This window comes from Massilia sp. 05N420, assembly GCF_056397205.1.
Genome location: NZ_JBFTMX010000013.1, coordinates 55849 through 70187 on the forward strand (window position 1 = coordinate 55849; position 14339 = coordinate 70187).

Genomic DNA, 14339 nt, shown 5'->3' on the forward strand with positions numbered 1-14339 from the left:
CTCCTGATAAGGGTTACTGCATTTTTTCTTCGCGCCACAGGCCGATCGCCTGCTGCATCGGACGGTCCGAGAAGCTGAACAGGATGGTCTGTTCGCCGGCTTTCAATGTCAGCGTGTGCCAGGACGGCACCACGAACACATCGTTCGGGCCGAAGGTGTAGGATTCGTCGCCGACCTGCGCGCTGCCCTCGCCTTCCAGGCAGACGTAGACGGTGGCGTCGGTGCTGCGGTAGGGCGCGGTCTCGAAGCCGGCCGGCAGCAGCTGGGCGAAGGCGCCGATGGTCGGCATCGGCGAGGCGCCGGTGGCCGGGTTCACGTAGCGCAGCTTGTGGCCGAAGTGGGCGTCCGGCGCGGTGCGGGCGATGCCTTCCAGCGCCTCCTTCGTCTGGGAGAAGGGATAGACGAAGACCTTGGTCGGATCGGCTGCTTCCTGCTTCAGGTCCAGCGGCAGCATGTTGTGGCCGTAGCGGGCCAGCGCGTCGCCTTCCGGACGCGAAGTCTGCTGGGTGGCCTCGCTGCCGTGCTCGGCGAAGCCGGCGTCGAAGAAGCGCAGGGTCGGGATGTCGAGGCCGTCCAGCCACACCACCGGTTCCGTGCCCAGGTTGCCGTGGTCGTGCCAGGTCCAGGACGGGGTGATGATGAAGTCGCCGCGGCGCATGGTGGTACGCTCGCCGTCGACCGCCGTGTAGGCGCCCTCGCCGTCCAGTACCAGGCGCAGGGCCGACTGGGTGTGGCGGTGGGCCGGCGCCACTTCGCCCGGCATGATCAGCTGCAGGCCGGCGTACAGCGATTGCGTGATCGAGGAATTTCCGCGCATCGCGGGATTCTCGAGGATCAGCACGCGGCGCTCGGCCTCTTCGGCGGTGATCAGGCGGCCGGCTTCCATGACCTGCTCGCGCACCTCGGCATAGCGCCACAGCGCCGGCGCCACCGGGGTCCTGGGCGACTTCGGCACCAGGGCGCCGAGCACTTCCCACAAGGGGGTCAGGTTATGGCCGCTGATGCGGCGGTAGAAGTCGGCGCGTTCCTGCTTCACGCCGGCCTTGGCTTGCATGTCCATATGGTCTCCTCGGATTCAGGCTGCTTTCGCGTAGAACGCGTCGGCGTAGATGTGATCGGTGTCGATGCCGCGTTCGCGCACCACCAGGGTCGCCGCGTCCACCATCGGCGGCGCGCCGCACAGGTAGGCGCGCCAGCCGGACAGCGAAGCCCAGTCGCGGGCCACCGCCTCGGTGACGATGCCGCTGCGCTGGCCGGCGCCGGGCTGGCCTTCCGTGACCACCACGTGCACCTTCAGGTTGCGATGGCGCTCGGCCAGGCCTGAAAGCAGCTCGGTGCAGTAGACGTCGCGGGCGCTGCGCACGCCGAAATACACGTGGATGTCGTTGCGCATGCCCGCTTCGAGGGCGCCGCGCACGATGGCCAGCACTGGCGCCAGGCCGGTACCGCCGGCCACGCACAGCATCGGTCCTTCGTGCTTCCTGCGCAGGTAGGAGGTGCCGAGCGGGCCGCTGACGCGGACGGCGTCGCCGAGCTTCAGCTCGCGGTCGACGTAGCCGCTCACCAGGCCGTCCTTGACCAGTCGGATGTGGAATTCCAGTTCGCCGTCGCCCGGCAGGCCGGCCATCGAATACGGACGCACGTGTTCGGGCGTGAACTGCAGGGTCGCGTACTGGCCCGGCGAGTATTCGAGCGGTTTGCTGCTGCGCAGGCGCAGGCGGACGATGTCGTGGGTCAGGCGGTCCAGCGCCGTCACGGTCGCTTTCAGGACCTTGGCCGGATGCAGGATGATTTCGTCCGGCTCGGGAATCTCGATGCTGCAGTCGCCGTTCACGACGCTGGTGCAGGCCAGCACGGTATGCCCGCCATCGGCATTGGCGCCGCCGATGTCGCCGGCGACCACCTTGCAGCGGCAGGTGCCGCAACGGCCGGCCGTGCAGCTGTAGGAAATCGGTACGCCGTGCTCGCGCAGTGCCGCCAGCAGGTTGGTTCCCGGGGCGACGTCGATGGTCTGGTCGAGCGGCCGGATGTGCAGCTTCATGCAGTCTCCAAAAACTTATATCTCGTTCTTGGGTTTGATTATAGGAATGCCAGTAAAATAAAAATACAAAATCCCGTGAATGCGCAAAATAGATTTGGTGAATATCGCATGCTCAATCTTCATGATGTCGATCTCAACCTGCTGGTGGTTTTCCAGCAGCTCTACAAGGAAAGGCGCGTATCGGTGGTGGCCGACAATCTCGGCCTGACCCAGCCGGCGGTCAGCAACGCGCTGAGCCGGCTGCGCAAGATGATGGGAGACGAGCTATTCCTGCGGACCGCGCGCGGCATGGAGCCGACGCCGTATGCGGTGCAGCTGGCCGAGCCGATCGATTTCGCCCTGACGACGATCCGCGACACGCTGGAGCGCCAGCTGGAATTCGATCCCATGGCCAGCGTGCGCAAGTTCACGCTCGCGATGACGGACCTCGGCGAGATCCACTTCCTGCCGCGCCTGATGCGCAGGCTGGCCGAGATTGCGCCCGGCGTGACCATCAGCACCGTGCGCAACGCCGCCGTCAACCTGAGCGACGAACTGGAGTCGGGCCGGGTCGATATCGCCATCGGCCTGCTGCCGCAGCTGAAGGCAGGCTTCTTCACCCGCCACCTGTTCCGCCAGCGTTACGTGTGCATCTTCAGGGAGGGGCATGCGCTGGACAAGGAAGCCCTGACCCTGCAGGACTTCGAAGAAGCCCAGCACATCGTCGTGGTGGCCGGCGGGACCGGCCACGCGATCGTCGACGAAGTGATAGAGAAGCGCGGCGTGAAGCGCAATGTCCGCCTCAGCGTGCCGCACTTCGTGGCGCTGGGCCACATCCTGTCGAATACCGACCTGATCGCCACCGTGCCCGAGCGTTACGTCCGCGAAGGCATGGCGCCTTTCAAGCTGCGCTATCTGCCGCATCCGGTGCCCTTCCCCGACTTCGATGTCAACCTGTTCTGGCATGCCAAGTATCACAAGGAGCCGGGGAACCAGTGGCTGCGGGGGGTGATTGCGGAGTTGTCGGTGGATCAGGGGGTTGGGCCGGTGTAGCCTGGACACGCGAACGAGGACGGCACATTAAAAAGAGTACAATGCTAATTGTTAATTTTACGAAGGGAAATTAGACAATGTCCTCGGTGCAGGTACGCAACAACCTTCGTATCTCAGGCAATGGCTCGGCCACCATGGTGTTCGCCCACGGTTTTGGCTGCGACCAGACCATGTGGCGTTTCCTCGCTCCCGCCTACGGCGAACGTTTCCGCACTATCTCGTTCGACCTCGTGGGCAGCGGGGGCTCCGATCTGGCGGCCTACTGCCGCGACAAGTACGGCACCCTGCACGGCTATGCCGACGACCTGCTCGAAATCATCGACGAATTCGCCACCGGCCCTGTGGTGTTCGTCGGCCATTCGGTCAGCACGATGATCGGGTTGCTCGCCACGATCAAGGCGCCGCATAAATTCAGCGCCCAGGTCATGGTCGGACCGTCGCCTTGCTATATCGACGACGGCGACTATGTGGGCGGGTTCAGCCGTGAGGATATCGACGAACTCCTGGAAACGATGGAAGCCAACTTCCTCGGCTGGTCGAGCAACCTGGCGCCGGCGATCATGGGCGTGCCCGATCGGCCGGCGCTCCGCGAAGAGCTGACCAACAGCTTCTGCCGCAACGACCCCGAGATCGCCAGGCATTTCGCGGGCGTCACCTTCCTGTCCGATCACCGCAAGGACGTGCCCCTGTCGACGGTGCCGGCGCTGATCCTGCAGTGCAGCGACGACATGGTGGCACCACTCTCGGTGGGTGAGTTCCTGCACCGGAACCTGCCGTCGAGCACCCTGCACATCATCGACAACGTCGGCCATTGTCCGCACATGAGCGCCCCGACCGAAAGTTCGCGGGCGATTGACAACTTCCTCGCGCACGTCCTGCGCTGACGGCGTGGACGACCAGTCTCCCGGCAGCGAAACCTCGTTCGAGCACGCTGCCTGCGCATTGCTGGTGACGGCGGCAGACGGACTGATCCTGAAGGCCAACGGCGCCGCCTGCGCATGGCTGGGCTACGAGCGGGACGAGTTGGTCGGAAAAGTCCGCATGCGCGACCTGTTACCCGTCGGGGCGCGCCTGTTCTTCAACACCCATTGCCAGCCCATCCTGCAGGTGCAGGGTTCGGTTGCCGAGATACAGGTCGACCTGCGCAATCGGCATCAGGAGCGTTTGCCCATGCTGCTCAACATCGTGAGGCAGCAGGACGGCGGCCGGATCGTCGATCATTGGGCCTTGTTCAAGGCATCGGACCGGCGCGCCTATGAGCGCGAGCTTTTATTGGCACGCAAGGCCGCCGAGGCCGCCGAAGCCGAATTGAAGAAGTTGAACGTGCAACTGTCCGCGGCGGACCGCCGCAAGGACGAATTCCTCGCGACCCTGTCGCATGAGCTGCGCAATCCGCTGGCGCCGATGCGCAGCGCCCTCGATGTGCTCAAGCTGAAGCTCGGCCAGGCCGCCGACGACCGGCTGCTGCAGATCTTCGACCGGCAGCTGCGCCATCTGACGCGGCTCGTCGACGACCTGATGGAAATCTCGCGGATCACGCAAGGCCGTATGCAGCTTCGCCGCGCACCGGTCGAAATGTCCGCCCTGGTACGCAGCGCGGCGCAGGACATGAACGAGACCATGCGGACCGCGCGCCATACCCTGCATCTGTTCGTCGATGAGGGGCCGGTCATGATCGACGGCGACGCCACCAGGCTCGCCCAGGTGGTCGTGAACCTGTTGACGAATGCCGCCAAGTATACGCCGGACGGCGGCGATATCGAACTGCACCTGCTCTGCGCCGGCGAAACGGCGGAGATACGCGTGCGCGACAATGGCATCGGCATTCCCTCCCCGGCGCTCGACACCGTGTTCGACATGTTCTCGCAGCTCGAGCCGGCCCTGGAAAGGGCCAAGGGCGGCCTGGGTATCGGCCTGGCCCTGGTGCGCGGCATCGTGGGGCTTCACGGCGGGCGGATTCGCGCCGAGAGCGACGGGCTCGATCGAGGCAGCACCTTCATCGTGTCCCTGCCGCTGGCGGCCGGCATCGCCTGCCTGGACGAAGCGCCTTCCGCCGATGTGCTACCCACGCGGGTGCGCATCATGGTGGTCGACGACAATCAGGACGCCGCCGAGACGCTGGCGATGGCACTCGAGCTGTTCGCCTGCGAAGTCGTGGTCGCGCATTCGGGCGCGCAGGCCCTCGACCTGGTCGGCAGCGCCGATCCGGTACTGGCCCTGCTCGACATCGGCCTGCCCGACATGACCGGGTATGAGCTGGCGCGGCGCTTGCGGCAACTTCCGGGCGGTAGGTCGCGCACGCTCATCGCCACCACCGGCTGGGGGCAGCAAAAAGACCGCGACCGGGCCTTCGAGGCCGGTTTCGACCATCACCTGACAAAGCCGATCGACTTCGAGCTGCTCAAGCCGCTACTCAATCGTCAAGCTTGAACATGCTGGTGGCCTCCAGGTCGAGCACCACCTGGTCGTCGCTATTGCGCATCACCCACTGCCAGCACAGGATGCCCAGCTCCGGCCGCGAAGCCGACCGCCGCGCCTCGATCACGCTCACCTCCAGCATCAGCCGGTCGCCAGGCCGCACCGGATGCGGCCAGCGCAGATAGTTCAGCCCCGGAGAAGCGAAGGACTCGGAACCGGCCAGCAGCTCGCGCGACACCAGGCGCATCGCCAGCCCGCAGGTATGCCAGCCGCTGGCAATCAAACCGCGGAAGGAACCATCGGCCGCGGCCTCCGGGTCGGTATGGAACCACTGGTCGTCGAAGCTGGATGCGAAGTCCACGACCTCGCCGCTGTCGAGCGTGATGGGGCCGAGGACGAAGCGGCCGGCGGCGGCTAGTTCGGCGAATTTCATGCCGGCTCCCCGCCGAACAGCGGCGCACGTTTCTCCTTGATGGCGGCCACGCCCTCGCGCGCGTCGGCGCCGGCAAAGTCCATGAATTCCGCCGCCAGCGACGCTTCGAAGGCCGGCCAGGCCGCGTGCAGCCAGCCGTTCAGCGCGCGCTTGGTGCCGGCCAGGGCCGACGGACTGCCCGCCGCCAGCTTGCGCGCGATCGCGAGCGCTTCTTCGTCGACCAGTTCCGGATCGGTCGCGCGGCTGACCAGGCCGATGCGCTCGGCTTCCTCGCCGCTCAGGGTCTCGCACAGCAGCAGGTAGTACTTGGCCTTCGCCAGGCCGCACAGCAGGGGCCAGATCAGCACCGCGTGGTCGCCGGCGGCGACGCCCAGCTTCGTGTGCCCGTCGATCAGCCTGGCCTTGCGCGATGCGACCGAGATATCGGCCAGCAGCGCCACCGCCAGCCCGGCGCCGACCGCCGCGCCGTTGATGGCCGAGACGATGGGCTTGCCGCAGGCGATCATGCCGCGCACCAGCTCGCGCGCCTCGCGCATCACGCGTGCGCGCACCGCTTCCGATGCCAGCATCCCTTCCACCATCGCCAGCTCGCCGCCGGCGCAGAAGCCCTTGCCTTCGCTGCGCACCAGGATGGCCTTCACGGCCGGATCGGCATCGAGCCCGGCCCAGATGGTGGCCAGGGCCGCATGGCCGGCCGCATCCACGACCGGCATCGCACCTTCGGGGCCGAAGACGAGGTGGGCGACGCCGTCGGGGTCGAGCGTGACGCGGAAGTTATGGGTGCCGATGTCCTGGTTCATGCGGGAATCCTTTGCGTCCAGTAACGCTGCCGCAGCAGGGGGCTCACCCGGTAACGCTCGCTGCGATAGGCCTCGAACAGATGGTCGAGCAGGGTAACGACGTGATCGACGCCAAGGCGCTCCAGCCATTCGAAGGGTCCGGCCGGGTAGTTGGTGCCCAGCTTCATGGCCAGGTCGGCGGAGGCGGCGTCGCAGACACCTTGCCAGACCGCGTCCGCGCCCTCGTTGGCAAGCATGGCGACGCTGCGCGCCACCAGCAGGCCGGGCACGTCGCGCAAGGCGATCGCCTGCCAGCCACAGGCGCCCAGCACGCGGGCGACATCGGCGCGCGCCGCCGGCCCGACACCGGGTGCGAAGGCCAGCGCCAGCGCGCCCTCGCCTTCTCCGGGCATCCAGTCGAGCACCCCGGTTTGGCGGTCGCCGCGCTCGGCCGCCACCTGGGCGGCGCTGCGGCCGTCGGTAATGTGCATGGCGACGCCGCCGATGCGCAAGCCGTTCCAGCCGCTGTCCGGCGTGCGCGTGAAGGCGATGCCGGCCCGGTCAAGGCGCGCCGCCAGGCACTCCACCTGCCCGCCGCGGCCCGCCAGCTCTACCGATTGCGCCGGCGCGACGGTCTCGCGAGGCGCGGGCGGGGGCGCGGCATGATCCGGGACGCCATCGTAGAATCCCTTGCCGCTCTTGCGTCCCAGCCGCCCGCCGTCGACCAGCGCCTTCTGCACCAGCGAAGGCACGTAGCGGCGGTCGCCGTAGTTCGCGTCGAATACCGACAGCGTCACCGCATAGTTGATGTCGTGGCCGATCAGGTCCATCAGCTCGCAGGGCCCCATCCGGAAGCCGGCGCCGCGGGCCAGCAGGTCGATCTCGGCCGGCGTCGCCGCATGCTCCTGCAGCAGGGCCAGCGCTTCCGCATAGTAGGGGCGCGCGATGCGGTTGACGATGAAGCCGGGCGTGGACTTCGCGTGCACCGGCGTCTTGCCCCAGCGCCGGGCGGTCTCGAACACGCTGGCGGCCACGCCGGCGGCGGTTTCCGCGCCGGAGACGACTTCCACCAGCTTCATGGCCGGCACCGGATTGAAGAAATGCATGCCGACCAGCCGCCCGGGATGGCGCAAGCCGTTGGCGAGCGCGGTGATCGACAGCGAGGACGTGTTCGACGCCAGGATCGCATCGGGAGAGACCCGCTGCTCCAGCTCGCGCAACAGCGCCCGTTTCGCGCCCAGGTCTTCGGCGATCGCTTCGATCACCAGCGCTGCCCCATCCAGCTCAGCGCTGCCGGCCACCGGCACGATGCGCGCCAGTAGCATCGTGCGTTCGGCTTCGGACATGCGGCCCTTCGCCACCTGGCCTGCAAGCGAGGCGCCGATCCGCGCCACCGCCTCGGCGGCGGCGCCGGCGCGCAGGTCGAGCAGGCGCACCGGATGGCCGGCGCTTGCTGCCACCTGGGCGATGCCGGCGCCCATGGTGCCGGCGCCGATCACGCCAACCGGCTGCCCTGCCTCAATAGGTCTCGACATGGAAGCGCCCTTCGTTGACCATGCGCGCCTGCAGGCCCGCCCAATCCATGCCGGCCGCCGTGCAGACTTCGCCCAGGGCTTCCAGCACCCCGGTCTCCATGCCTTTCAGGCCGCAGATGTAGAGATAGGTGTCGCCGGCCAGCAGTTCGGCCACCGAGGACCCAGCCGCGCGGATCTTGTCCTGCACATAGGCTTTCGGCTGGTCCGGCAGGCGCGAGAAGGCCAGGTGCATGTCGATGAAGTCGGCCGGCAGTTTCAGGAGCGGGCCAAAATATGGCAGTTCGGCCGGATTGCGGGCGCCGAAGAACAGCATCAGCTTGCCGTCGTGCGGCTTGCCGGCGGCAACCATCCGGCGCCGGTGCTCGGTCATCGCCCGCATCGGCGCGGAGCCGGTGCCGGTGCAGATCATCAGCACGTTCGAACCCGCATGGTTCGGCATCAGGTAGTTCACGCCGAAGGGACCGGCCACCTGCACCGTGGCGCCCTTCGGCAGGTCGCACAGGTAGTTGGAGGCGACCCCGCGCACCGGCTGGCCGGCGTGGTCTTCCACCACCCGCTTCACCGTCAGCGCCAGGTTGTTGTAGCCGTCACGCTCGCCGCCGCGCGGGCTGGCCACCGAATACATGCGCATGTAGTGCGGCTTGCCGTTCTCGTCGAGGCCCGGCGGGATGATACCGATCGACTGGCCCTCGAGGATGGGGAAGGCCTGGGTACCGAAGTCGAGCACGATGTGGTGCACGTCGCTGGCCGCGTCCGGCGCCGTCAGCCGGTAGTTGCCGGCCACCGTCGCCTGCGCCGGGTTCTTGGCCGTGTACAGGTGGGCGTAGGGATGGGCGGCCGACCACGGCGGCATCGGCGAGGACACCGACAGCGCCGCATTGGTCTGCACCGTATCGCCGCCGGCTTCCGGCGACGCGACCGTCTCCTCGATCACGGCCTCGGCATGCTCCTGCTGCGGCGGCAGCTCGTCCCAGCCGAACTGCTCGCTCAGCGGATAAGCGGCGCCGCGCGGCACCATATGCCAGTGGTCGATCGCGCCCGTCGGGCATGGCGAGACGCAGTTGCCGCAATGGTTGCAGATGTCGCCATCGACCACGTAGTTGCGGCTGTCGTGGGTGATGGCGTCGATCGGACAGGTCTCTTCGCAGGTATTGCAGCGAATGCAGACCTCGGGGTCGATCAGGTGCTGGCGCACCAGGAAGATCGGTTCTGGAGCATTCATGGCGGCGGCTTGATTCACTTAGTTGAAACGCACGTACTCGAAGTCGATCGGCTGCTTGTTGATGCCGACCGGCGGCGGCGCGATCCAGTTGGCCATCTTGCCGGGTTCGATCACGCGGCCCATCAACGAGGCCACATAGGCACGGTCTTCCTCGCTCGGCAGCCAGTTGCGTTCGTTGGCGGCCCATTCCACTTCCGACAGCACGCGCCCGTCCGGCGAGATGCGGTGGCCGGCGAAGCCGCCGATGTGGCGGTTGAAGGCCTTGTTCGGCGCGCTCAGGCGGAACGGCAGGCCGGCCTTCTCGATGATGCGGTTCCAGCGGCCGATGCCGGCGACCGAATCGCGGATGAAGTCGTCGCGCAGCACTTCGTTGAGGGAATTCAGCATCGGGACCTCGCGTTCCGCCAGCGCGCCGTTCGCCACTTCGAGGATGCGGTACTGCCGGTTCTTCAGCAGGTGGTCGTCGTCGCGCCTGGTCTCTTCGTAGCGGCCCTTCAGGCCCGAGCTGTAGAAGGTGGCGGCGTTCGAGGACTGGTCGGCGCCGAACAGGTCCACCGTCACGCTGAAGTGGAAGTTCAGGTAGCGCTGGATGGTCTGCAGGTCGATCACGCCCAGCGCGCGCACCTGCTCCGGATCTTCCACGCCGTGCTGGCGCATCAGGTCCACGGTGCGCTGGATCACGCGGGCCACGCCGGACTCGCCCACGAACATGTGGTGGGCCTCTTCCGTCAGCATGAAGCGGCAGGTGCGCGACAGCGGATCGAAGCCGGATTCCGCCAGCGCGTTCRGCTGGAACTTGCCGTCGCGGTCGGTGAAGTAGGTGAACATGTAGAAGGCCAGCCAGTCCGGGGTCTCCTCGTTGAAGGCTTCGAGGATGCGCGGGTTGTCCTGGTCACCCGAATTGCGCTGCAGGAGGGCTTCGGCTTCCTCGCGGCCGTCGCGGCCGAAGTACTTGTGCAGCAGGTAGACCATGGCCCACAGGTGGCGGCCCTCTTCCACGTTAATCTGGAACAGGTTGCGCATGTCGTACTGCGAGGGCGCGGTCAGGCCCAGGTGGCGCTGCTGCTCGACCGAGGCCGGCTCGGTGTCGCCCTGGGTGACGATGATGCGGCGCAGGTTGGCGCGGTGCTCGCCCGGCACGTCCTGCCAGGCGGCGCGGCCCTTCTCTTCGCCGAAGTTGATCTTGCGGTCGTTCTCGGCCTGGGCCAGGAAGATGCCCCAGCGGTAGTCCGGCATCTTGACGTGGCCGAAATGGGCCCAGCCGTCGGGCGTGGTGCTGACCGCGGTGCGCAGGTAGACATCCATGTTGTTCGAACCGTTCGGGCCCATGTCGTTCCACCACTGCAGGTAGTTCGGCTGCCAGTGTTCGAGCGCGCGCTGCAGCGTCTTGTCTTCGGAGAGGTTGACGTTGTTCGGGATCTTGTCGTTGTAGTTAATCGAGCTCACGGTGGTTTCCTTGATAGTGTGGAGAACTGCGTCAGACGCGCTTGAAATCGAACTGGGCCTTGTTGCCCGTACCGTAGACCTTGAGGGCGCCCAGTTCGCCGACGGCATTGGGGCGGATGAAGATCCAGTTCTGCCATGCGCTCAGGCGCCCGAACACGCGGGTCTCCATGGTCTCGCGGCCGTTGAAGCGCAGGTTGGCCTCCATGCCGGTGAGGGCGTCCGGCGACATGCTGGCGCGCTCTTCCAGCGCCAGGCGCGTCTCGTCCGGCCAGTCGATATCGTCGGTGTCGAAGGTCACCAGGCCGAGGCTCGCGGCCTCGCCGGCATCGAGCAGGCGGCCGCCGGTGGCGCGCACGGCCTCGATCGCGGCCGCGTCTTCATAGAAGCGGCGGGCGACCCGCGATTGCGCAGTAACCATCGGCAGGCGGCCGAAGTTCATCTCGCTGACGGCGATCTTCGGCGCGCGTTCGGGATCGTCCGGCAGCGCCAGCATGTAGATGCGGTCGGCCGCCAGCGCCAGTTCCAGCAGCGAGCCGGCAAAGCAGGAGCCTTCCTCGATGAAGGCGAACAGGGAACGCGAGGACACGTCCAGGCGGGCGAAGGTGCGGCGCATCAGGCCGACCGTCTCGCGTACCAGCCAGTGACCGGCCTGGGCGGCCAGGGTGGCGTCGATCGACAGCACCGTCTGCGCGTCGCCGGCGGTCTTCAGGATCCAGGTACCGACGTCCAGTTCATTGGTGCGCAGGTGCAGGATGGCATCGTCGAGTTCGCGCGCCATGCGCAGCGGCCACCAGTTGACGCCGGCCGCCTCGATGCCGGCGGCATCCTCGGGCTGGGCCGCCTGGGGTGCGCGCACCGTCAAGGTGGCGTTGCGGGCGGCGCGGTCGATCCTGATGCTTACATAGGCATAGTCGACACTGTCCGGACCGGCCGTCTTCTCGAGCGGGACCAGCTTGACGCCGGTGGCCTGGGCCGGACGCAGGCTGCCCTCGGCCAGTGCCAGCGCGCGGCGGCGCACGGTGTCGGCGAACTGCGCCGGCTTGGCCACCTCGTCGACCAGCTTCCAGTCCTTGGCCTTCTGGCCGCGCACGCCTTCCGAGGTGGTGCAGAAGATGTCGGCCAGGTCGTGCCTCACCTTGCGCTTGTCGGTCAGGCGGGTCAGGCCGCCGGTACCGGGCAGCACGCCGAGCAGCGGCACTTCCGGCAGGCTCACCGAGGACGAGCGGTCGTCCACCAGGATGATCTCGTCGCAGGCCGCCGCCAGTTCGTAGCCGCCGCCCGCGCAGGCGCCGTTCACCGCCGCCACGAACTTCAGGCCGTCGTGGCGGCTGGAGTCTTCGAGGCCGTTGCGGGTCTCGTTGGTGAATTTGCAGAAGTTGACCTTCCAGGGATGACTCGACTTGCCGAGCATGAAGATGTTGGCGCCCGAGCAGAAGATGCGGTCGCGGCCGCTCGTCACCACCACCGTGCGCACCGTCGGGTGTTCGAAGCGGATCCGCTGCACCGCGTCGTGCAGTTCGATGTCGACCCCGAGGTCATAGGAATTGAGCTTGAGTTTATAGCCTTCCTTCAGGCCGCCGTCCTCGTCGATGAGCATGGTCAGCGTGGCGATCTCGCCATCGACTGCCAGGCTCCAGTGCTTGTAGCGGTCCGGCGAGGTTGAGTAATCGATCTGCGGTGCGGTGCTCATGAGATGGTCCCCTGGTGAAATATGGTGCATTCATCTTCCGTTGAAAGCACTATATTGCATCTCGATTTGGGCGTCAAGAAAAAAACTGCATCCGAAAGTGCAAAAAAAAGCGCCGGCATCGTGCCGGCGCCCGTTTTCAGAAGAGAAGCGCCCTACAGCGCCACGTTGTCGCGCAGCTGCTCCAGCAGGCCCACGTAGGCGGTCTCGAGGGTCATGTCGCTGGTGTCGAAGCTGAAGTCGGCCTTGGAATAGAAGGCGGCGCGGCTCTCGAGGATGCTTTTGAGGTCGTCCATGGCTTCGCGGTTGCCGCTCATCGGCCGGGTGTCGCCCTGGGCCAGCACGCGCGCCATGTGGTCCTTCGGCGCCGCCTTCACCCACACCGTATAGCAGTGCGACAGCAGCAGCTTGTAGGTGGCCGGGTCGGACACGATCCCGCCCGGGGTGGCGATCACGGCGCGCGGGTGGCGCTGGATGATGTCTTCGAGGGCGCGGCGCTCGTAACGGCGGTAGGCGCTGGGTCCATACAGCGCATGGATCTCGGCGATGCCGCAGCCGGCCAGCAGCTCGACTTCGCGCCCCAGTTCCACGAAGGGCACCATCCAGTAGTCGGCCAGCATGCGGCCCAGGCTGGACTTGCCCGCCCCGCGCAGGCCGATCAGGGCGATCCGCTGCCGGCGCACCGTTTCGCTGGTGGGAGCATCGAACAAGCCGGCCAGCGCGGCGCGCGCCCTGGCCAGCTCCTCGTCGGTTCGGCCACGCAGGATCTCGCGGATCATCAGCCATTCGGGCGAGGTCGCGGTCTCGTCGCCGATCATTTCGGCCAGCGTGCAATTGAGGACGGAGGTGATCTGGCGCAGGAACTGGATCGAGGCGTTGCCGACGCCCGACTCGACGTTCGCCAGGTGGCGCTCGGACACGTCGGCCAGCCGGGCCAGCGCCTTGCGCGTAAGGCCGCGGCGCGAGCGCAGGGCGCGCACCCGCTCGCCGAGCGCGATCAGGAATGGGTCTTTTTCTTCTTGGGATAAACCGTCTGTGCTGAGCTGCGGTGCTGTCATTCTGAATTCCATCAAAAGTACTGCCCCTTCGGGACTATCCGCCAATTATCTCACCACTGCATGCGGCAAGACGGCACATGAAATATATCTCAAACAAGTCTTGACTCATGCAACATAATACACCTACACTCTTTTCGAACGCACTATATCTCCGATCTTTCGCGCTTGATTCGCAATATCAGCTCAGGGGTTTTGAATGGACGTTTCCGCTTTCCAGCAATTGATCACCCGGGTGACCGAGGAAATCGACGGTATCCCGCTCGGTTCCGCACTCGAATCCCATCTCAACGCCCAGCACGGCGCCGGCAGCGAGCTCTATGAAAAGATCGCCGACGCCTGCATGACCGGCGTGCGCGAAGGCTGGCTGTGCAAGCGCGAAGGCGGCGGCATCCGCTACGGCCGCGTGCTGAAGGCGACGCCGGCCACCCACGGCTTCAGCGTCGACGTGGTCGACATGCAGGACATCGCCGGCCCGCATCACGTGCATCCGAACGGCGAGATCGACCTGATCATGCCGCTCACTACGGACGCCTGCTTCGACGGCCGCCCCGCCGGCTGGTGCGTGTACGAAGCCGGCAGCGCGCACGCGCCGACGGTCACGCAAGGCCGCGCCCTCGTCCTTTACCTGCTGCCGCAGGGCGCGATCGAATTCACGCCCGCCTCTACCACTGCTTAAGTAACGACACCA

Annotated in this window: 13 protein-coding genes; 4 read left to right on the plus strand and 9 right to left on the minus strand. The window is 66.6% G+C overall.

Annotated features, from left to right (window positions below; translation table 11 throughout):
* Window positions 1-13 precede the first annotated feature (13 nt).
* On the minus strand, window positions 14-1060 hold the full coding sequence (gtdA, locus tag AC1DIX_RS09935) for a gentisate 1,2-dioxygenase (protein ID WP_477323964.1): 1047 nt from the start codon (window positions 1058-1060) through the stop codon (window positions 14-16).
* Between the two features lie 15 nt (window positions 1061-1075).
* A complete protein-coding gene (locus tag AC1DIX_RS09940) occupies window positions 1076-2041 on the minus strand; it encodes a 2Fe-2S iron-sulfur cluster-binding protein (RefSeq protein ID WP_477323966.1) in 966 nt (321 codons plus the stop codon).
* A 108-nt stretch (window positions 2042-2149) separates the two neighbouring features.
* Here AC1DIX_RS09940 and AC1DIX_RS09945 point away from each other — a divergent pair, with 108 nt between their 5' ends.
* The 3 genes from AC1DIX_RS09945 to AC1DIX_RS09955 all read left to right on the plus strand — a co-directional run bounded on the left by AC1DIX_RS09945 (window position 2150) and on the right by AC1DIX_RS09955 (window position 5503).
* On the plus strand, window positions 2150-3073 hold the full coding sequence (locus AC1DIX_RS09945; protein ID WP_477323968.1) for a LysR family transcriptional regulator: 924 nt from the start codon (window positions 2150-2152) through the stop codon (window positions 3071-3073).
* A 77-nt stretch (window positions 3074-3150) separates the two neighbouring features.
* A complete protein-coding gene (locus AC1DIX_RS09950) occupies window positions 3151-3957 on the plus strand; it encodes an alpha/beta fold hydrolase (RefSeq protein ID WP_477323970.1) in 807 nt (268 codons plus the stop codon).
* 4 nt (window positions 3958-3961) lie between these two features.
* Entirely contained in the window at window positions 3962-5503 is a 1542-nt protein-coding gene (locus AC1DIX_RS09955) for a hybrid sensor histidine kinase/response regulator (RefSeq protein WP_477323972.1), read from the plus strand.
* Here AC1DIX_RS09955 and AC1DIX_RS09960 read toward each other — a convergent pair.
* From AC1DIX_RS09960 to AC1DIX_RS09990, 7 genes are all read right to left on the minus strand, one after another.
* Window positions 5487-5924, minus strand: coding sequence for a MaoC family dehydratase (locus tag AC1DIX_RS09960; RefSeq protein WP_477323974.1), 438 nt, complete (start codon window positions 5922-5924; stop codon window positions 5487-5489). The two genes, AC1DIX_RS09955 and AC1DIX_RS09960, sit on opposite strands and share 17 nt — an antisense overlap.
* A complete protein-coding gene (locus AC1DIX_RS09965; protein WP_477323976.1) occupies window positions 5921-6724 on the minus strand; it encodes an enoyl-CoA hydratase/isomerase family protein in 804 nt (267 codons plus the stop codon). The genes AC1DIX_RS09960 and AC1DIX_RS09965 overlap by 4 nt, the downstream gene beginning before the upstream one ends.
* Window positions 6721-8238 (minus strand): 3-hydroxyacyl-CoA dehydrogenase, encoded by a 1518-nt coding sequence (locus tag AC1DIX_RS09970; RefSeq protein ID WP_477323978.1) that lies wholly within the window; start codon window positions 8236-8238, stop codon window positions 6721-6723. Before AC1DIX_RS09970 ends, AC1DIX_RS09965 begins: the two co-directional genes overlap by 4 nt.
* A complete protein-coding gene (gene boxA / locus AC1DIX_RS09975) occupies window positions 8222-9460 on the minus strand; it encodes a benzoyl-CoA 2,3-epoxidase subunit BoxA (RefSeq protein ID WP_477323980.1) in 1239 nt (412 codons plus the stop codon). The genes AC1DIX_RS09970 and boxA overlap by 17 nt, the downstream gene beginning before the upstream one ends.
* Before the next feature lie 18 nt (window positions 9461-9478).
* The gene (gene boxB / locus AC1DIX_RS09980; RefSeq protein WP_477323982.1) at window positions 9479-10906 is read right to left on the minus strand and encodes a benzoyl-CoA 2,3-epoxidase subunit BoxB; all 1428 of its coding nucleotides are present in this window, start codon (window positions 10904-10906) and stop codon (window positions 9479-9481) included.
* Window positions 10907-10937: 31 nt separating this feature from the next.
* Window positions 10938-12596: a 2,3-epoxybenzoyl-CoA dihydrolase gene (boxC, locus tag AC1DIX_RS09985; protein ID WP_477323984.1), complete on the minus strand. Its 1659-nt coding sequence runs from the start codon at window positions 12594-12596 to the stop codon at window positions 10938-10940.
* A gap of 152 nt (window positions 12597-12748) precedes the next feature.
* The gene (locus tag AC1DIX_RS09990) at window positions 12749-13651 is read right to left on the minus strand and encodes a helix-turn-helix transcriptional regulator (protein WP_477323986.1); all 903 of its coding nucleotides are present in this window, start codon (window positions 13649-13651) and stop codon (window positions 12749-12751) included.
* A 196-nt stretch (window positions 13652-13847) separates the two neighbouring features.
* On the opposite strand from AC1DIX_RS09990, the gene AC1DIX_RS09995 reads away from it, so the two are divergent.
* Complete coding sequence (locus AC1DIX_RS09995; RefSeq protein ID WP_477323988.1) at window positions 13848-14327, plus strand: DUF4863 family protein; 480 nt, start codon at window positions 13848-13850, stop codon at window positions 14325-14327.
* Window positions 14328-14339: the final 12 nt, after the last annotated feature.

Excerpts from the sequence above, each read along its gene's own strand:
- gtdA (WP_477323964.1), bottom strand. The coding sequence starts at position 1,060 with ATGGACATGCAAGCCAAGGCCGGCGTGAAGCAGGAACGCGCCGACTTC.
- AC1DIX_RS09940 (WP_477323966.1), bottom strand. The coding sequence starts at position 2,041 with ATGAAGCTGCACATCCGGCCGCTCGACCAGACCATCGACGTCGCCCCG.
- AC1DIX_RS09945 (WP_477323968.1), top strand. The coding sequence starts at position 2,150 with ATGCTCAATCTTCATGATGTCGATCTCAACCTGCTGGTGGTTTTCCAG.
- AC1DIX_RS09950 (WP_477323970.1), top strand. The coding sequence starts at position 3,151 with ATGTCCTCGGTGCAGGTACGCAACAACCTTCGTATCTCAGGCAATGGC.
- AC1DIX_RS09960 (WP_477323974.1), bottom strand. The coding sequence starts at position 5,924 with ATGAAATTCGCCGAACTAGCCGCCGCCGGCCGCTTCGTCCTCGGCCCC.
- AC1DIX_RS09965 (WP_477323976.1), bottom strand. The coding sequence starts at position 6,724 with ATGAACCAGGACATCGGCACCCATAACTTCCGCGTCACGCTCGACCCC.
- AC1DIX_RS09970 (WP_477323978.1), bottom strand. The coding sequence starts at position 8,238 with ATGTCGAGACCTATTGAGGCAGGGCAGCCGGTTGGCGTGATCGGCGCC.
- boxA (WP_477323980.1), bottom strand. The coding sequence starts at position 9,460 with ATGAATGCTCCAGAACCGATCTTCCTGGTGCGCCAGCACCTGATCGAC.
- boxC (WP_477323984.1), bottom strand. The coding sequence starts at position 12,596 with ATGAGCACCGCACCGCAGATCGATTACTCAACCTCGCCGGACCGCTAC.
- AC1DIX_RS09990 (WP_477323986.1), bottom strand. The coding sequence starts at position 13,651 with ATGACAGCACCGCAGCTCAGCACAGACGGTTTATCCCAAGAAGAAAAA.
- AC1DIX_RS09995 (WP_477323988.1), top strand. The coding sequence starts at position 13,848 with ATGGACGTTTCCGCTTTCCAGCAATTGATCACCCGGGTGACCGAGGAA.